Here is an 18914-nt window from a genome sequence, read left to right on the forward strand (position 1 = left end):
GCTCTCAAATGAGAACTAGTAAATTTGAAAACTGGTATATTACTAACTATTTCGTTAAGGAAAATGACTCATTAATGCCCGAGCTTTCAACAAACAGTTGATCGTGTGAAACGAGCAATATCGCACCTTCATAACTTTGAAGAGCATTAGCAAGTAACTCTCTAGATTCAATATCCAAATGATTTTCGGGTTCATCTAATAACAGAAGTTCTGGTGTTGGTTTTATCTGGCTAAGGGCCAATAAAGCTACTTTTAATTTTTCACCACCACTTAACTGAAACAATAGTTGAGTGCCTTTATCACCGCGGATTCGAAGTTGACCTAGCAAATTTCTCCATTCGAGTTCTGAAAGCTCGTTATTCATGTGAGTTAAATTTTCAATAACAGTCATTTCATCGCATAAAAAGCTAAAGTTTTGGTCTAGATAGAAACATTCTACAGATAGGTGAATGCTGTCACAGAGTTGATTGTTCTGTGCATGAATTGCCTTAAGTAAAGTTGATTTTCCAATACCATTTTGTCCTTTTATGTGAATTTTTTGAGCTGCTTGTACAGCTAGATCGATGGGGTTTTGAGTACCATGTTTCAGTTTCAATTTTTTAATCCGCAGAATTTCACCAGATTTCTTATGAAAAGAAGGGAAGAAAAACTGTTGATATTTAACCGTTTCGAGAAGCAATTTCTTATCTTTTAAATCATTTTGACTGTTCGAAATTTGACGTTGATGTTGAGACTGTATAGTAGCAATGCTTTGGCCTGCTTGTTCCTTTTTAAAGTCGAGCAAAACTTTGGCTTGAGAATTTGATTCTCTTAATTTATTGCCAGCACGCTCACGTTTTTGAGCTTTCATTAATACATCATGTTGCTTTTGCTTCATGTGTTTAACTTCACGTTGATTCTGTTGAATAGATTGTTCTAGAGCTGCAATATTTGTTTGATACTGCCCATAAAATTTTTCATAGCTTCCGGTAGTGTGATGGAGGCCATGTTCATTTAAATGATAAATATGGTCAACTTCATTTAATAAAGCCCGATCATGGCTAATGAGAAGACTACCTGCTGGGTGTTTTTTTAAATGATCAATTAACCATTGTCTAGACTGCTGATCTAGATGATTACTAGGCTCGTCAAGTAATAGATAGTGGTCTGATTTTAAAAATAAACAGCTTAAAGCCAACTTGGTTTTTTGACCTTCACTTAAATTTTTAACTGGGAAATCTAAATCTGTTGGTAGGCCAGCAGATTCTAAGAGGTTGTTCCATAAAGCGGGTAGGTCCCATTTACCTTCCAATAAATCGTAATCATCGAAGTTGGCATTACCTTGTTCAACTCTTTTAAAAGCGTCGTAAATATCTAAGATATCTAAGGCTTCAGCAATCGTCAGTGCTGTCAAACGATGTAATTGTGGTAAATAAGCATGTTTTACATGCCACGATATTTGCCCTGATGTAACAACTGAATCTGATTTAAACGTTTGATTTAACAGTTGCATAAGCAAAGATTTGCCTTGACCATTACGACCAATTAGGGCAGATACCTGATTCGATTCAAGACTAAAATTTAGATGCTTAAACATTACCTTTGAAGGGAACTCTAAGGTAAGTTGTGATATTACACATGCCTGCTGAGTCATAAAAAACCTCATAAATACAGGATGTACAAAATAGGAGAATAATAATTTTTAATAGAGACAGTAAATCACAAAAATAGTCTATTTTGCACATCAAAAAAAGAAAAAATTGATGAGAAAAAAGACTTACTTCATTGGCGTGACTCACGAAATTGATGGAATAGTGAACTATTCTATAGAGTTTTTTAGTGGGTGTAAAATTTCTATAAGCTATTTTATTAAAAAGCCCAAACATTAGATTGGGCTTTTATCTTTGAAGAGTTTTACTCTTTTACGACTAAAACTTGAATCTTGGTGCTATTTAAAACATCTTGAGCAAAGCTTCCCAAAATTAGTTTTTGGAAACCTTTACGGCCATGCGAACCAATCACAATCAAATCAGAACCTAAGTCTTCTACGGCTTTCAAAATACCATCTGAAGAAATTTCACCTTGAATGATTTGAGTCTCTGCATCAATACCTTCTTCAGCACATAAAGCTTTAACTTTTGCGAGTGTTTTTTCTGCGTTAGCACGTGCTTCAACAAAATAATCTTTTACAACAGGTGAGATGTAATAAAAATCTACGCCACTAAAAGGATCTACCGCAACCAAGCTAATGGCGGTCAATTTACTACCAAATGCCTTTGCAATATGAGCTGCTTGTCGAGCTGCTGCTAAAGAAATCTCAGAACCATCTACTGGTACAATAATATGTTGGTAATTCATGATCTTATTCCTCTTATTTACAGTTGTTATATGTATGAAGCTTTATTAATTAAAGATTAACATATTTCATTCTTTGGAGACATCTATTCAATTAAAAGTAATTGAAATTAAATAAAATAAATATAAATCAAGTAAATGAGTTGATTGCTTTGCTATTTGTGAACTAGTGAGTGTGCTATAGACCTATAATTGTTAATATTTACATGCAAATTACAAAAAATTACGGTTCATATTTCTGTCACATAGAAGCCGTATAACAAAATAGTAAATTAAGGGAACTAAGGAAGATGGCAGATTTAACAGCAAAGAAAGTCAATAAACTCATTGAAGAATTCCGTCAAACAGGTAACGAACCCCAAAAGTTAATTATTGGTTACAAAACATATGCTAGACTTATGACTGAAGATAAATTTGCAGAAAAAGTTGTACCTTCACTAGAAGATTCAAAAGAACGCTTATATAAAAACCTAAAAATTAAACTTGTGACTGAAAAGCATTACTTTGAAATCAAATAAAAGTTATGTGAATTCCATCACTGTTTATTAAACTAAAGTAACATTAAATAAGTTTAATAACATGATTATTGTATGAAGATACAAATTAATAGTGTAATCAACATTTGAAAACAGCAATCGTTTATAAACTCGATAGAATAAATTGCTTTTATTTTAAGTAGTGGAATAAATTGAAATGCCAACATTCAGTGTAATTATATTTTATATTTTAGCTATATTAGGCACACTAGCTATTATTGGTGGAGTAATCAGTTTAAGTGTTTTTTTAATTATTATTGGATTAGGTCTGTTATTTGCAGCACTTTTATTAAAAAAAGAGTTTAAAATAGATGTTTTATTTTGGAAATAAATATAATATTTATTTGTAATTTAGTCTATTTATAAAATTATTTAAATATAACTGACATAAAGAAATGTCAGTTTTAAAAGTTAAATTATTTTTTATCCTAATAGAATATTTAATAGCCATTATTTGATCAAAATAATTACAAAAAAAGTCTGATTAGAATATTTTAATTTCATTTAAGTGTTTAAAAATAAAAAAGTTTCATTTAGGATAAAAGTAAAGTAGTAAGACCATTTTAGCTATTAAACAATAACAAAGTGAGGTAGGCATGACTTATAAGTATGAGTATGCAGGATTCTGGTTAAGATTTGGCGCAATGATTATTGATAGTCTTATTCTTTGTTTAGCAATTATTCCAGCCGCATGGATTTTTTATCGGGGAGATTATGACTTAGTATTTGCTACTGGCTTAAGTAGTAAGCCACAAAATTATTGGTTCGACTTAATTGTGAACTATGCATTTCCTTTTTTATATTCAATTTTATGTTGGTTGTATTTTGCAGGTACACCCGGCAAACGTTTGATGCGATTAAAAGTTTTAGATGAAAAAACAGGTAATAAGCTCACAGTCATGCAGAGCATTATTCGATATATTGGCTATATTCCATCAATTTTAGTATTTGGTATTGGCCTTTTTTGGGTGGCATTTGACACTAAAAAACAAGGCTGGCACGACAAAATGGCAAAAACAGTTGTAGTAAGAGAATTATAAGAAATCATAAAAGGCGTTCATAGCATTCAAAATATGGAGCTATGAACGCTTTTTTTATTCGCTTTTTTTGGCTTTAAATTTGAGAATAATAAATACAATAATTCCGACAACCAATCCCCAAAATGCTGAGCCGATCCCAAAGAATTGAATACCCGAAGCACTACATAAAAAGGTAAATAACGCTGCTTCACGTTCTTCAATTTGAGCAAAAGCAATCGCAATGTTGTGGCTGATCGTACCAAGTAATGCAATACCAGCCAAAGCTACAATAAAAATATGAGGAAAAGACATCAATAAACTTGTGAGTGTTGCAGCAAACAAACCCATTAAGATGTAGAAAAAACCACAGCTTATACCTGCAATATAGCGTTTGCTTGGGTCAGGATGAACTTGATCATCTAAGCTTACGGCAGCACTAATCGCAGCAATATTGACGCTATAACAGCCAAACGGTGCAAGCACAACTTGGGTTAAACCTGTCCAGCCAATGAGTTGATTCACGTGTGGTTTGTAGCCATAACTTTTGATCATGGCAATACCCGGTAAATATTGAGAAGCCATACTAATCACAAACAGTGGCAATGCTAAGCCCAAAAGTGCTGACCAGCTAAAGTCAGGACTAATCCAAACAGGTTTTGCTAAAGACCACTGAACTGTAGGCATATGAAATTCTAAAAAGATAGGGCACAGGGCAATACCTGCAATTACGGTAAATACAATGCTATAACGCGGCCATAATCTTTTTGTAATGACATAAATGCAAAGTAAGGACAAAACAAATGCCCAATCATTTTGTAAACTTGCGAAAAGTGAAATACCAAATTTGAGGAGGACGCCTGCAAGCATGGCACTTGTTAAACTTTGAGGGATGTATGACAGCGCTTTTTGAAAAATACCTGAAAAGCCTAAAATAGCTGTTAGTAAACCACCAACTAAAAAAGCACCAATCGCTTCATTTAAACTATATCCACTACCTGTTGCCATAATTAAAGCAAGACCAGCGGTTGACCACGCCGTCGCTACAGGATATTCAAATTTCCAAGAAAGAATGAGTCCTGATAAGCCAATACCCAAACCCAAAGCCCAAAACCATGAAGTGATTTGTTCAGGTGAAGCACCTAAAGCTTGAGCCGCCTGAATCACTAAAACGGCCGAAACACTAATACCAATGAGAAAGGTAATAAAACCAGCAAATACTGCTGGAATTGAAAAATCTTGAAGAATTTTTTGCATGATACGTGTTCTAAATCCAAGAAAAATTAATAGGCTTCTGCCATTGCTTCCAGTTGGGGTGAATTTAACAATTTTTTTTAAGAAGGTGCTTTCTATTTTTAGGTTAAAAAATAAATAATCTTTTAAAATTATCAAATAATGCTATTATTTATTTCATGAATAACAATGAATCAAGAATATTATTTTATGGAAGAGAAAGCCGAAAATTTAACACCATTAGAACTGAAAATTATGCGCGCCTTACAGGAAAATGGGCGTTTAAGTAATGCTGAATTGGCAAAACTTGTAGGTATTAGTACATCATCTTGTTGGAATCATACTCAGCGTCTTTTTAAGATTGGAGCAATCTTAGATGTCCGTGCTCGGATCAATCCTAATACGGTTCAACGTGGTACTGTGGTGTTAGTTGGTGTGGTTTTGGACCGTTCAACCCCTGACAGCTTTCAAGCATTTGAACAAGCATCGGGTGATTTGGAAAATGTTTTAGAGTGTTATCTGGTGGCGGGAGAAGTCGATTATTTTCTAAAAATTCGTGTTAAAGATTTAGCTGCGTTTAACCGATTTCATAGTGAAAAGATTATTGCCTTACCTGGAGTAAGACAAGTCAGAACTTTTTTTGTACTTAATGAAGTTAAAACAGATGGCATGCTGGACTTTTAGCAGTTCATGATGTTTTAACTTTCCTATGCAAAAGCTTATTAGAGTAAAAATAATTAAATCGTTGAGGTTGCTAGTTTTAAACCAAATCCAAAAAATAGAATTCCTACTAAAAAGATACCGCTTGCTGCAATTTTATGGTTCTCTTTAAAAAATGCCGAGAGTTTAATTCCAGAGAAGATTAATGCAGTTAAATAACTAAAGCTAATGATCTGTAAAATAATTGCTAAAATTAAAAAGCTCAGAGCAGGATAAGCATAATCTGGTTCAACAAATTGAACAAAGAAAGAGAGGAAAAATAAAATCGCTTTAGGGTTGAGTAAACTAATACTGAGTGCTGTTTTATAAGGATGAACTTTATCTAAAGCAGGTAAATCAGCCATTTCTGGTTGAGTTTGATTACGTTGTTTCCAGCGTTGAATACTGCCTTGCAACAGTTTAAAACCTAAATAAGATAAATAAAGTGCACCTGTTAATTTAAGAATGACAAATACCCATGGGAATGCCTTAAGAAGAGACGCAGCTCCGAGTACTGTACATAGCATTAAAATAAGGTCACCGGTAAAAATACCGAATGCACCCATATATCCGGTTTTAATACCATAGCGCGAAGCGATTGACATCACATAAAGAGAATTGGGCCCCGGCAATAACACAATTAGGAATGTACCAATAATATATGTTGTTAAATCTGTTATGCCGAACACGAGAAACCCAATAAAAAACCGATTTTTATCATGATAACAAAAATCGGCAATTTTGTATGAAAAGTGCAGTTTTTTAAGATTTTATTTCCGCATCAATTCCAAAAGACTGACGTAACAAAAGGCTTAATTGGTCACGTGCTTTAATGAATCCATCAACACCGCCTTGTAGAAGCTGGAATGCCATTAAGTCATGGTTAAGTTCATCTTTAAAACTTTGTTCATCTTGAGCTGGTCTAACGATGGCTTCTGCTTGTTTTGCTTGAGATGCATCAAGTGCCGCCTCGACTGTACGGTTATCTTGTTCAAGCTGGGTAAGTAAGCTTGGTGAGATGGTTAGCAAATCACATCCAGCTAGACCAAGCACTTGATCTATACTACGGAAGCTCGCACCCATCACTTGAGTTGGAATATTTTGCTGCTTGTAGTAAGTGTAGATTTTCTTAACTGAAACGACACCTGGGTCTTTTTCGATTGGGTAAGCGTCTACACCTTCAGCTTTTTTGTACCAGTCTAAGATACGGCCTACGAATGGTGAGATTAAAGTCACTTTTGCATCTGCACACGCTTGGGCTTGATGCAAACCGAAAAGGAGAGTGAGGTTACAAGCAATTCCTTCAGCTTCGAGCACTTTGGCAGCTTGAATACCTTCCCAAGTCGACGCGATTTTAATCAGAATGCGAGACTGATCAATACCATAACCTTTGTAAAGTTCACATAATTCATGGGCTTTTTGAATGGTTGCGTCAGTGTCATATGAAAGAGCAGCATCAACTTCAGTTGAAACACGGCCTTCAATCAGTTTTAAAATTTCTACACCAAATTTTACAGTTAAAATATCAATGGTTCTTTCGATTAACTCATCGTTGCTATAGCCTTCTTCTTTGGCTTGATAATAAGCATCTTCAATGAGCTCTTTACTTTCTGGTTGTTCTGCTGCTGCCGTAATCAATGAAGGATTAGTCGTTGCGTCTAATGGACGGAATTTACGAATTGCATCAAGGTCACTACTGTCGGCAACAACGGTCGTTAATGTTTTTAATTGGTCAAGTGCTGTATGAGTCATTGATATTCAACATCTTCGGTAATAAATCTTATCTTTTCTTTATAGCACAAAGTCTATTCATGCTGTCGATATATTAATTGTTATATTTCAAAGAAAAACGTTTAGGTTCTGCATCTAATTTGAAATATTTTTAAGGTAGTGGTTGCATTCGTTGCTTACGGATATGTTCAATCAAAAATCTAGCAGCGGCACCGAGTTCACTTTCTCGACTCCATACCAAGTCGACATAATATTCAAATCGGGGAGTGAAATCTAATAAATCCAATATTTTAAGTTTATTTTTCAATTCAGGATTTTCTTTAAACATTTCTTGAGGAAGTACACCCCAACCCAAATTGCGCAAGATCATTAAACAAGCAGAGTGGTGGTTATCGGTGCGCCAATAGTGTTTTGAAAATAGCAATTCAGGTTTTAAAGTCTCATCTCGGCTTGCAACTACTATTTGTCGTGTAGTGAGAATTTGTTCATAAGTAACCTGATTTTGGCTTGCGAGGGGATGGCTATTTGAAATAACCGGAATTAGAGCCTCACGTTTAAGTTCTACAAATTGTTCTCTGTTGTCTAGGTGCTCGCGTTCAAACATGAGTGCAAGTTGAGCAGACCCATCTAATAACATTTGCAGAGCATCTTCTTGTGGAGCAGACACAATATTGATTTGTAGGTCAGGGAAACGACTCTCTAAAAGACAAATGTAGTCGGTCCAATTGGTGTGTAAAAGTTCAGACACAATCACAATAGTTAAATTAGCTTCTAACCCTGTACTTAAGGCGTGAGCATGCTGTTTCCATTGATTCATCTCAATCAAAAGCTGAGATGTCTTTTCGTATAAGACCCGAGCCTCGTCAGTAGGGATGGGTTCACGGCCTTTACGGTCAAATAAAGTCAGGTTCAGATCAATTTCTAAGTTGGCAATAGACATGCTTACAGCCGAAGGAACTTTTCCAAGTTTACGTGCTGCTGCAGAAAAAGAGCCAGTCTCAATCACGGCTTGAAACATGAGTAGTTGTTCTTGATTAATATTCATCTGTCAAAAAAACTGAAAGAACCTGATTGGATTAATCAATATTATAAAAATAAAATGCACATTATCCAAGTTATTATTGAGTATTTAAAAATGTTGATTTCCAAGAGAAGACTCATTCATGCAATCAGTTATGAAGGAATTTTATTGGTCATCATTGCGATTGCATTAAGTTTTATTTTTGATATGCCGATGGAAGTGACCGGAACACTCGGCGTGTTTATGGCAGTGGTTTCAGTTTTCTGGAATATGATTTTTAACCACTATTTTGAAAAAGTAGAGCATAAATATAATTGGGAAAGAACGATCCCTGTACGGATTTTACATGCGATTGGTTTTGAAGGTGGGTTGTTGCTTGCAACAGTACCGATGATTGCCTATATGCTCCAGATGAGTGTCATTGATGCATTTATTTTAGACATTGGCTTAACTTTATGTATTTTGGTTTATACCTTTATTTTCCAGTGGTGCTATGACCATATTGAAGATAAATTTTTCCCAGATGCAAAAGCTGCATCACTTCATTAAGCTAATATATTGAAATGAAAATAAGCACCCAAATGGGTGCTTATTTTATTAGGTCGATAAATAGAAATTATTTTTCTACAATCGCAACCACACCTTCACCACCTGCTGTACAGATCGAGATTAATGCACGGCCTGAACCTTTTTCATTAATCAATTTAGCAGCAGTTGCTAAGATACGACCACCAGTTGCAGCAAATGGATGGCCTGCACCTAAAGATGAACCATTTACGTTTAGTTTAGAGCGGTCAATTGAACCTAAAGGTGCATCTAAACCAAGACGTTCTTTACAGAATTTTTCATCTTCCCAAGCTTTCAAAGTAGACAACACTTGGGATGCAAATGCTTCATGGATTTCGTAGAAATCGAAGTCTTGAAGTTTAAGGTTTGCACGCTTAAGCATACGAGGCACCGCATAAGCAGGGGCCATTAACAAACCTTCTTTAGGACCGTTCTTACCAATAAAGTCAACAGCTGCTGTCTCAGAGAAAGAAAGGTAAGCTAAAACTTCATGACCGTTTTCTTTTGCCCACTCTTCAGAAGCAAGCAATACCACAGAAGCGCCATCAGTCAACGGAGTTGAGTTACCTGCTGTCATTGTTGCAGTTTCGCCTTTACCGAAAACTGGCTTCAATTTAGCAAGTTTTTCAACTGTGCTGTCTGCGCGTAAGTTGTTGTCACGGTTAAGACCTAAGAATGGAGTCATTAAGTCATCAAAGAAACCACGTTCATAAGCAGCAGCAAGTTTTTGATGGCTGCTAGCAGCTAACTCATCTTGTGCTTCGCGAGTGATACCCCATTCTAAAGCAGTGATGGCTTGGTGCTCACCCATTGAAAGGCCAGTACGTGGTTCACCATTGCTTGGTGCATCAAGAAGCTTTTTAAAATCAATTTTTGTTAATGCTTTAAGACGGTCTTTACCAGTCTTAGCAACATTGAGCTCAAGTAAAACTTTACGTAAGCCATCACCTACAGCAATCGGCGCGTCAGAAGTTGTATCTACACCACCTGCAATACCTACGTCGATTTGACCAAGTGCAATTTTGTTTGCAACAACAAAAGCTGCTTGTAAACCTGTACCACAAGCAATTTGAATGTCATAAGCAGGGGTTTCAGGAGCAAGATCTGTGCTCAATACAACTTCACGAGTCATATTAAAGTCACGGCTGTGTTTTAAAACAGCACCAGCAACGACTTCACCAATACGCTTACCTTGTAAGTTAAAGCGTTCAACCAAACCATTCAATGCTGCTGTCAGCATGTCAGAATTTGACGCTTTGAAATAAGCAGTATTTGAACGTGCAAATGGAATACGGTTGCCACCAATAATTGCAACGCGGCGAACAGTGTTTTGGCTCATGGTTTTATCCTGTTGAACAGAAGTTTTGGTTTTTGTTGCTTTTGGTGCTGCAGCTACATTTGAAGATGTAGACGAGGTTTCTGAAGCAGCGCTCTTGGTACGAGGGCTACGTGCAGGTGCAGTCGTTGAACGAGTACGTGTCGTTTTTGATGTATTAGTTGCTGCTTTAGGAGTAGTGCTGTTACGCTTAGCCGTGTTAGAAGCCGACTTTGATGTATTTGACACTTTTTCCTGAGCAGAATTCTCGACTGCTGGATTTTCTTGAGTTGTTTTGCTCATAAGGCTTTTCCAAGCATAATAACGATATTCTTGTAAGCTACCTTAACACAATTCAAATAGACCTGTATTGACTAGAATGACATTGTAGATAGCATTCAGGTCAAGACATCCAAAGATGAAGTCAAGTATGATTTGGAGTAACTCTAATGAACGACTGCTTTCATATTGTTTCTATCCATCTCATAACATAATGAAGCCTGTCGTAGAAAATTCATTTCTTTGAGAGATAATAATCATGACTGATCAATACCAAGCATTTACACAATCTCCTATTGGTAAATTCGTTGTTAAAAATCTGGGTTTACCATCGCCAGTTGTATTAGAGCGTTTTGAAAGTGCTCAGCCAGTAGTGAATGGTGCAGTATTGGTTGGCGCAGCGCCGTCAAGTGTATTGTCTGGTGCGATTGCACAAGTACTTAGCAATGTTCATGCAGATAGCTATGTAGGCAATAACGTTGCTTTGCAACAAGAAGCTGCAAAAGTTGGTTTAAATTTACGTCCGTTCAATGCAGGCGACAAAGAATCAAAATTCAAAGCAGTTGTATTTGATGCATCTGGTATTCAAAACTCAGAACAGTTAAACGAACTTTATAAATTCTTTAACCCAATTGCACGTCAAGTTGCGACTTCTGGTCGAGTGATTGTGATTGGTACAACTCCTGAAACTGCAAAAACTGTAAAACAAGCGATTGCTCAGCGCGCACTTGAAGGCTTTATTAAATCTGTAGGTAAAGAATTTAAAAAGGGTATTACCGCTCAAGTTGTTTATGTAGATGAAGGTGCTGCTGCAAACCTTGAATCAACTTTACGTTTCTTGCTTTCTCCACGTTCGGCTTATGTATCTGGTCAAGTGATTCGTGTATCTAAAGCAGATGTAGTTGATATTGATTGGGCAAAACCGCTTGCTGGTAAAACTGCGTTAGTAACTGGTGCAAGCCGAGGTATTGGTGAGGCAATTGCACATGTGTTGGCGCGTGACGGTGCGCATGTTATTTGTCTAGACGTACCACAACAACAAGCTGACCTTGACCGTGTAGCTGCTGACATTGGTGGTTCTACATTGGCAATTGACATTACAGCTGCCGATGCAGGTGAAAAAATTAAAGCTGCTGCAGCAAAACAAGGCGGTTTAGATATTATCGTTCATAACGCAGGTATTACACGTGACAAAACTTTGGCAAACATGAAGCCAGAGCTTTGGGACTTGGTAATTAACATTAACTTGTCTGCTGCTGAACGTGTAAATGACTACTTGTTAGAAAACGATGGTCTAAATGCAAATGGCCGTATTGTTTGTGTATCATCAATTAGTGGTATTGCTGGTAACCTTGGTCAAACGAACTATGCTGCGTCAAAAGCTGGTGTGATTGGTCTAGTGAAATTTACTGCGCCTATCTTAAAAAATGGTATTACTATTAACGCAGTAGCACCTGGTTTTATCGAGACTCAAATGACTGCTGCGATTCCATTTGCAATTCGCGAAGCTGGTCGCCGTATGAACTCAATGCAACAAGGTGGTTTACCTGTTGATGTAGCAGAAACGATTGCATGGTTTGCATCAACTGCTTCTACAGGGGTAAATGGCAACGTTGTGCGTGTATGTGGTCAAAGCTTGTTGGGCGCTTAAGCACTTTTAGCAAAATAGGGGTGCTTGTGCATCCCTTTTTTATTCAAGAATCTATAAATTATAAAGGTTAGGTATGAATACTCGTCATTTTAGCCAGCTACCAAAAGCGGCATTGGCTTATCCAAAAGTTGTGCAAGGTTTAATTTTTAAAAAGCCGAAAGGTCCAAAAATATTACCGCAAGTTGAATATGTGGTAGATACTTTAGAAATTGATCAGAATCACCTCAAAGCTTATAACGAAGTATGTGGCTTTCAAAATAATGGCTTTGTACCTGCAATTTATTTGGCTGTGCTTTCTCAAAGTTTGCAAATGCACATGATGACAGCAGAAGCCTTTCCATTTCCAATTTTAGGTTTAGTGCATATCCGTAACCAGATTAAACAAACCAGACCAATTGGTGTAACTGAAAAACTCACTCTGTCATGTAAATTTGGGGAACTAAAACCGCATGATAAAGGTGTTCAGTTTGACTTTATTACCACGGCAAAAGTTGGCAATGAAGTGGTGATGGAAGGTTTAACGACTTATTTATCTCGCCAAAAAGTCGAGAAAAGAGTCGGTGAGAAAGCCAAAGAAGAACAAGCACCAGCTTATGTTCCAAAGGCAGAGTGGAATATTTTAGAAAACACAGGTCGCCGTTATGCGAAAGTGTCTGGTGATTTTAACTTAATTCATATTCATGCCATTACTGCAAAAGCATTTGGCTTTAAGCAAGCAATTGCACATGGTATGTGGAGCAAAGCTAAAGCATTAGCAAACCTTGAATTACCAAATGCTTATGAAGCAGATGTGTGGTTTAAGCTGCCAATGTTCTTGCCATCAAAAGTTGAGTTTTTAACTGCCAATACAGATAAAAAGACTGATTTCTTAATTCGTAATGCCAAATCACAAAAACCGCATGTTGCAGGAACTGTAAAAGAGTTATAAAAATATCAGCAGCCTGAACAGAGGTTTGGGCTGCTTTTGAGCAAAATAACAAAAAATGCAAGGAACTTCATGTGATTAAAGAAATTTTACTGGCCGATACCCATAACTATCACGGTATTTTAGATGAACGTTTTATTGATTTAGCTCACCAGTTTAGCCGTCTTCAAGATGCTAGAACGGGACAAGGTGGAGCTGCTTTAGCGGTTTATTTTAGAGGTCAGAAAGTTGTAGATATCTACACTGGTCTAAAATCACAAACTGAAGCTTGGCAACCTGACACATTGGCAGTTTGCTATTCTACAGGTAAGGGTATATTTGCAACTTTAGCGCATATTTTAGTAAGTGAAGGTTTTTTAGAATACGACAAACCAATTTCGACTTATTGGCCTGAGTTTGCTCAAAATGGAAAAGAGCAAATGACACTGCGTCATGTGCTAAGCCATCAAAGCGGCATGTTTGATGTGCGAAATATCATCGAAAGTGCGCGAGAAATGCTCGACTGGTCACATATGTTAGATGTGGTCGCGGCGACTAAGCCAAGATTCCTTGCAGGAGAGGGTAATGCTTATCAAGCTTTAACATTTGGTTGGCTTGTGGGTGGTGTACTTGAAAAAGCAACTGGTCAATCTTTAGATCAACTCATGCGCAATTATCTTGTTGAACCGTTACAGTTAGATGGAGCATATTTTGGAACGCCTGCAAATGAGTTGGATCGTGTAGCACGTTTAATAGTTCAATCAAAACCAGAAAAACCAGCGTCTACTCAAGTTGAAAAACCTAAAAAGCCACAGACACGCAAGAGCTCACTCTCTGAAAAAATGATTACTTGGACTGGACAAGACCCTCAAGATTTTCAAGATGCAATGATTCCAAAAGGAATGAAACATCTTAGTTTCTTTAGTGACGAGGGGTTGCAAGCAGTCATTCCAGCAGCAAACGGCACATTTACTGCAAATAGTCTTGCTAAAATTTATGCGATGCTGGCAAATCAAGGTGAATGGGACGGACAGCAAATCATTCGCCCAGAAGTATTTAAAGAGCTTAGTACCATTCAAAGTTATGCACGTGATCGTGTTATGCCAATTCCGATGAATTGGCGTTTAGGCTATCACCGCATTATTACCATGGGTAAACGCGCTAAAAATGGCTTTGGACACATTGGTTACAATGGTTCAGGCGCATGGTGTGACCCTGAGCGCGACCTCAGCTTTGCTTACACCCATAACTTCCAAATTGGTTCAATCACAGGCGATTATCGTTTGTGGGGGCTGACTCAAGAAGCCTTACGTTGTACCGATCAAATTTTAAAAGGTCGTAAAGGCTGGTTCTAATTTTAGTATTTTAAAGCTGGCATTCTAATCAATGCCAGCTTATACATTTATAACAATTCTAGGCGAATAATCGCTTCGGTATGGCGCTTGAAATCATCCTCAGCTAAACCTTGTAAACCAAGTTTATAAATACCTTCTAAGCCGCAAACAAAGGCAATGAGTCGCCATGCAATGTCTGTGGAATTTGATCTATTTTTAAATTCACCTTCTTCTTTACCAGATTCAATCGCTTGCACAATTGTTTCATGCCAACTTTGCATGGCAAGGTTATAAGCGTTTCGTATTTCAACATCTTGTTCAATCAAGAGTTCAGCTTCATTCCATAAACGTAAGTAGGGCTGAAGTCTATCGATGTTTTCTGCGCCCAATAGGATGAAGACCCTTTGAAATTGGCTAGTTGTTTCTAGGGTTTTTTCAATTTCATCAAGCTGTTCCATGAGATTTAAAAAAGCTTCAGCTTTTAAATGAGATGCCGAAGAGAAATGGTGATGAACTTGTCCGGTTGAGGTTTGTGCCTCCGTTGCGATTCTACGTACCGTCATGGCAGTAAAACCTTCAGCCAAAGCAACTTGCATGGCAGCTTGCAGAATCATTTCTCTGCGTTGATCGCGATTAAGATAGGCCATGTTTCTTTCACCTGACTGAATTCGACACAAATTACATTAAAACTAAAAGTTGGACAAGTGTCCAATTGTGTATATAATAACCACAATTTGAACACATGTCCAAGTTTTGGATATTGAAGAGCGTTATGCAAAAAAAATGGTTAATCCTGACAATTATCGTCCTTATTTATTTACCTGTTACGATTGATGCAACGGTGATGCATGTTGCAACACCATCTTTAAGTGCAGCATTGAATTTAACTGCCAATCAGCTTTTATGGGTCATTGATATTTATTCACTGATTATGGCGGGTTTGATTTTACCGATGGGTGCACTCGGTGATCGTATTGGCTTTAAAAAATTATTATTTATTGGGACCGCAGTTTTTGGTGTTGGTTCGTTAGCTGCGGCTTTTTCTCCAACTGCCTATGCCTTAATTGCTTCTCGTGCTGTCTTAGGGCTAGGGGCAGCGATGCTTATTCCTGCTACTTTATCCGGCATCCGTAATGCCTTTACCGAAGAAAAGCAGAGAAATTTTGCACTTGGTCTTTGGTCTACAGTGGGTGGTGGCGGAGCAGCTTTTGGTCCATTAGTGGGTGGGTTTGTGTTGGAACACTTCCATTGGGGAGCTGTATTCCTCATCAATATCCCGATTATTTTAGTGGTTCTGGTTATGATTGTAATGATCATTCCTAAACAACAAGAGAAGACTGATCAGCCAATTAATTTAGGACAAGCTTTAATCTTGGTTGTAGCCATTTTAAGCCTGATCTATTCAATTAAATCGGCGATGTATAACTTCTCGGTACTTACAGTCGTGATGTTTGTGGTAGGCATAAGTACTTTAATCCACTTCATTCGAAGCCAAAAAAGAGCTACGACGCCAATGATTGATTTGGAATTGTTTAAACATCCAGTGATTTCTACCAGCATTGTTATGGCTGTTGTTTCCATGATTGCTTTGGTTGGCTTTGAATTACTCTTGTCTCAAGAGTTGCAGTTTGTACATGGGTTTTCACCATTACAGGCAGCCATGTTTATTATTCCATTCATGATTGCGATTAGTTTAGGTGGTCCATTAGCCGGAATTTGTTTAAATAAATGGGGGCTTAGACTTGTATCTACTGTTGGTATTTTAATAAGTGGATTCAGTCTCTGGGGGCTTGCCCAGCTTAACTTTTCGACCGATCACTTTTTAGCATGGACGTGTATGGTCTTTTTAGGCTTTAGCATTGAGATTGCCTTACTTGCTTCAACTGCTGCGATTATGTCATCTGTACCTCCGCAAAAGGCGAGTGCAGCAGGTGCGATTGAAGGTATGGCCTATGAGCTTGGAGCTGGTTTAGGCGTCGCTATTTTCGGGTTAATGTTGTCTTGGTTTTATAGCCGCTCAATTATTTTACCAGCAGAGCTTCCATCGAACTTAATTGAAAAAGCGAGTATCTCGATTGGTGAAACCATGCAATTAGCTTCTAACCTTGAAAGGCCTTTGGGAGGGCAATTAATTGTAGTTGCGCAGCAAGCTTTTAGCTATGCGCATAGTTGGGTGCTTACTATCTCAGCTATTTGTTTCTTCCTTTTAACTGTATTTGTCTGGTTTAGCTTTCCAAAGAAAGTAAATTAAAACTAAAGGATAAAAAGAGAGACCACCTTTCTTTTATCCTTAAATATCTTTTTAATATTTTCTACATATTAAAAATTGGTTATTTAATTCTCATAAACAAACTATTCTTTAAAAAGGTTCATATTTTTATTTCAAAATGATTCAGTAGTCATGTAATTGAAATTTAATAAAAAATTAATTGTTGTGAAATTGACTGCGTAAAAATGGTTTGCTAACCTGCTATTCGAAAAATCTAAAAACAAATAAAAGAGGCTGCTGTGAATTTTAAATTAAAAACATCACTCATTATTGGAGCAATTGTTGCGTCTTCACTTGTATATGCCGCAACTGTACTTTCACCAAATCAGAATAATAATAGTGGATCAATTCCATCTGGTTATTCAGATTTAGAATTTTCTTTAGCAAATGGGAATTGGGTCAAAAACCTCACTTTACCAACAAGCGCTAATAATTTGGACAAAATTACAATTCGTTCTAGTGCTGCTTATAGTAGTTATTTAGATACTTCTAATACCAATATTCCGTTAGAAGTATTAAAGATAAATAGTGGAGATGTTTATCAATTCATCTTTAATAGCAGTCAAAATAAATGGATCGCTCAGTTAGCGACTGTGAGTCCTACTAATGGTGCGACCTATGAAGTCGTTCCATTAACAACTGCATCTATGCAAAAAGTAATCATTCAAAATGACAAATGGGCACAAACCATTGCTTTACCGAGTGACGTACGTGACGGAACAACCGTACAAGTTGTTTCTACAGCAAGTATAAGCTCGGACATCGATAAAACAAATTTACTATTTCCGAGCAGTTTCTCATTAAAAAATGGATCTGAATATTGGTTTAAATATTATTCTGCTTTAGGAAAATGGGTTCCAGAATATATAAAGCCTCAGAAGCTAAATGTTCAGCAAATTGGAACGTCATTAGCGACAGTTAATAGTCCACTTACCGAAGTTTCATTTGGAGATGGAAATTGGGTTTCCAATTTCACTTTGCCGACCACTGCAAGTGATAGGGATAGAATTATTATCAAGTCTACAGCGACTTGGTCTGCAAAAATTAATAATACCAATATTAATAGCCAAGCGACTTTAACGCTTAAAACAGGTGATCAATATGAGTTTATGTATGTAAGTGACAAAGGATATTGGCAGCTGATCTCTTCACCAACAAAGGTGATTGATTCTACAGCAACAATCCCTGCAACTTTACCGAATATGACTCAGCCCACTTTAAAGGTGAAACTGTCTACATCAAATTGGCAGCCAACCTTACAACTACCTGCTAAAGCTCAAGTCGGCGATAAAGTTGTTATTGTGTCTAATGCATCGGCAGACACCTATATTAATGCCGCTAATGGCTTGTCTACTGCAATTAAAAATGGTGAAAATCGCCGTTTTATATATACCGCTCAAGGCTGGACAGTAGATAGTTATACAATCGATATGTTGTTGGTTTCTAGCCCAGAGGTAAACTCAATTTTAGGAGAAAGCGCTGCAAAACTTAGAATGATTGAAGGCGTAAATTTAACGAATTTAACTGCTGAAAATTCGAATGCACGTTTTTACTTAAGAGATGTAGGTTACCTAACTTACAAAATTCCTGCTGCCACGTTAAAAGAAGCAATCTCTACTGGACGAGATGACACGACGGTACAAAATGAGCGAAAACGTGTATTGGCAGATGGTGTCTATTATCAAGGTAATGAACCAGGTGATGGTGGTTGCGGTTGGGCTTGGATTAATGCTTCTGCTTATAACATGATTGGCGCAAATGATATTGCAGGTTGTTCTTTCGCGGCCATGCGTCATGAAGTCGGGCACAATCTTGGTCTGTACCATAATGGTTCAACTAATATTGGCTCAGGTTTTGCCCATCCGTTAGGAAGTACTGCAATGGGTGGCAATAATATTAATTTCTATTCGAGTCCATATCTATACAACCCGAAATATGGCGTACGTTTAGGTGTAGAAGGAAAAATTGATGCGGTCAGTGTTATTAACCTGAATGCACTGAAAATTTCTCTATATAACTAATTTC

General features: G+C 37.1%; 18 protein-coding genes. 10 read left to right on the top strand and 8 right to left on the bottom strand.

What is annotated here, in order from left to right:
- Positions 1 to 46 precede the first annotated feature (46 nt).
- Together ACXM0J_RS16065 and ACXM0J_RS16070 are read right to left on the bottom strand one after the other, a co-directional pair.
- Positions 47 to 1633, bottom strand: a complete 1587-nt coding sequence (locus tag ACXM0J_RS16065; RefSeq protein WP_213034481.1) for an ATP-binding cassette domain-containing protein — start codon at positions 1631 to 1633, stop codon at positions 47 to 49.
- A 260-nt stretch (positions 1634 to 1893) separates the two neighbouring features.
- On the bottom strand, positions 1894 to 2337 hold the full coding sequence (locus tag ACXM0J_RS16070) for a universal stress protein (RefSeq protein WP_002115225.1): 444 nt from the start codon (positions 2335 to 2337) through the stop codon (positions 1894 to 1896).
- Between the two features lie 287 nt (positions 2338 to 2624).
- Here ACXM0J_RS16070 and ACXM0J_RS16075 point away from each other — a divergent pair, with 287 nt between their 5' ends.
- From ACXM0J_RS16075 to ACXM0J_RS16085, 3 genes are all read left to right on the top strand, one after another.
- On the top strand, positions 2625 to 2852 hold the full coding sequence (locus ACXM0J_RS16075; RefSeq protein ID WP_017480910.1) for a hypothetical protein: 228 nt from the start codon (positions 2625 to 2627) through the stop codon (positions 2850 to 2852).
- Between the two features lie 175 nt (positions 2853 to 3027).
- A complete protein-coding gene (locus tag ACXM0J_RS16080; RefSeq protein WP_075384142.1) occupies positions 3028 to 3201 on the top strand; it encodes a hypothetical protein in 174 nt (57 codons plus the stop codon).
- 265 nt (positions 3202 to 3466) lie between these two features.
- Positions 3467 to 3910 carry an RDD family protein gene (locus ACXM0J_RS16085; RefSeq protein WP_086266352.1) on the top strand — a complete coding sequence of 148 codons (444 nt, stop codon included), beginning with the start codon at positions 3467 to 3469 and terminating at the stop codon, positions 3908 to 3910.
- A gap of 54 nt (positions 3911 to 3964) precedes the next feature.
- Here ACXM0J_RS16085 and ACXM0J_RS16090 read toward each other — a convergent pair whose 3' ends face one another.
- Entirely contained in the window at positions 3965 to 5143 is a 1179-nt protein-coding gene (locus tag ACXM0J_RS16090) for a benzoate/H(+) symporter BenE family transporter (RefSeq protein ID WP_086266351.1), read from the bottom strand.
- Between the two features lie 186 nt (positions 5144 to 5329).
- Here ACXM0J_RS16090 and ACXM0J_RS16095 point away from each other — a divergent pair, with 186 nt between their 5' ends.
- A complete protein-coding gene (locus tag ACXM0J_RS16095; RefSeq protein WP_046813037.1) occupies positions 5330 to 5803 on the top strand; it encodes an Lrp/AsnC family transcriptional regulator in 474 nt (157 codons plus the stop codon).
- 53 nt (positions 5804 to 5856) lie between these two features.
- Here ACXM0J_RS16095 and leuE read toward each other — a convergent pair whose 3' ends face one another.
- The 3 genes from leuE to aceR all read right to left on the bottom strand — a co-directional run bounded on the left by leuE (position 5857) and on the right by aceR (position 8594).
- A complete protein-coding gene (gene leuE, locus ACXM0J_RS16100; protein ID WP_016803130.1) occupies positions 5857 to 6507 on the bottom strand; it encodes a leucine efflux protein LeuE in 651 nt (216 codons plus the stop codon).
- Positions 6508 to 6580: 73 nt separating this feature from the next.
- Positions 6581 to 7570 (bottom strand): transaldolase, encoded by a 990-nt coding sequence (gene tal, locus ACXM0J_RS16105; RefSeq protein ID WP_086266350.1) that lies wholly within the window; start codon positions 7568 to 7570, stop codon positions 6581 to 6583.
- 130 nt (positions 7571 to 7700) lie between these two features.
- Positions 7701 to 8594 (bottom strand): HTH-type transcriptional regulator AceR, encoded by an 894-nt coding sequence (gene aceR, locus ACXM0J_RS16110; RefSeq protein WP_086266349.1) that lies wholly within the window; start codon positions 8592 to 8594, stop codon positions 7701 to 7703.
- A gap of 90 nt (positions 8595 to 8684) precedes the next feature.
- Between aceR and aceI the strand changes: the two genes are divergently transcribed.
- Entirely contained in the window at positions 8685 to 9119 is a 435-nt protein-coding gene (gene aceI / locus ACXM0J_RS16115) for a chlorhexidine efflux PACE transporter AceI (protein ID WP_139841498.1), read from the top strand.
- Positions 9120 to 9186: 67 nt separating this feature from the next.
- Here aceI and ACXM0J_RS16120 read toward each other — a convergent pair whose 3' ends face one another.
- Positions 9187 to 10755 carry an acetyl-CoA C-acetyltransferase gene (locus ACXM0J_RS16120; protein WP_005073803.1) on the bottom strand — a complete coding sequence of 523 codons (1569 nt, stop codon included), beginning with the start codon at positions 10753 to 10755 and terminating at the stop codon, positions 9187 to 9189.
- A 235-nt stretch (positions 10756 to 10990) separates the two neighbouring features.
- Here ACXM0J_RS16120 and ACXM0J_RS16125 point away from each other — a divergent pair, with 235 nt between their 5' ends.
- From ACXM0J_RS16125 to ACXM0J_RS16135, 3 genes are all read left to right on the top strand, one after another.
- Positions 10991 to 12382, top strand: coding sequence for a 3-oxoacyl-ACP reductase (locus tag ACXM0J_RS16125; protein WP_086266348.1), 1392 nt, complete (start codon positions 10991 to 10993; stop codon positions 12380 to 12382).
- A 73-nt stretch (positions 12383 to 12455) separates the two neighbouring features.
- Complete coding sequence (locus ACXM0J_RS16130; RefSeq protein WP_086266347.1) at positions 12456 to 13310, top strand: MaoC family dehydratase; 855 nt, start codon at positions 12456 to 12458, stop codon at positions 13308 to 13310.
- 71 nt (positions 13311 to 13381) lie between these two features.
- On the top strand, positions 13382 to 14641 hold the full coding sequence (locus tag ACXM0J_RS16135) for a serine hydrolase domain-containing protein (RefSeq protein ID WP_086266346.1): 1260 nt from the start codon (positions 13382 to 13384) through the stop codon (positions 14639 to 14641).
- Between the two features lie 47 nt (positions 14642 to 14688).
- On the opposite strand, the gene ACXM0J_RS16140 is transcribed toward ACXM0J_RS16135, so the two are convergent.
- Positions 14689 to 15267 (bottom strand): TetR family transcriptional regulator, encoded by a 579-nt coding sequence (locus ACXM0J_RS16140; protein WP_086266345.1) that lies wholly within the window; start codon positions 15265 to 15267, stop codon positions 14689 to 14691.
- A gap of 125 nt (positions 15268 to 15392) precedes the next feature.
- Here ACXM0J_RS16140 and amvA point away from each other — a divergent pair, with 125 nt between their 5' ends.
- Together amvA and cpaA are read left to right on the top strand one after the other, a co-directional pair.
- Complete coding sequence (gene amvA / locus ACXM0J_RS16145; RefSeq protein WP_086266344.1) at positions 15393 to 16871, top strand: multidrug efflux MFS transporter AmvA; 1479 nt, start codon at positions 15393 to 15395, stop codon at positions 16869 to 16871.
- 257 nt (positions 16872 to 17128) lie between these two features.
- On the top strand, positions 17129 to 18910 hold the full coding sequence (gene cpaA / locus ACXM0J_RS16150) for a metalloendopeptidase CpaA (protein WP_086266343.1): 1782 nt from the start codon (positions 17129 to 17131) through the stop codon (positions 18908 to 18910).
- Positions 18911 to 18914 lie beyond the last annotated feature (4 nt).

Source organism: Acinetobacter sp. GRABPA_MV_2 (assembly GCF_056725885.1).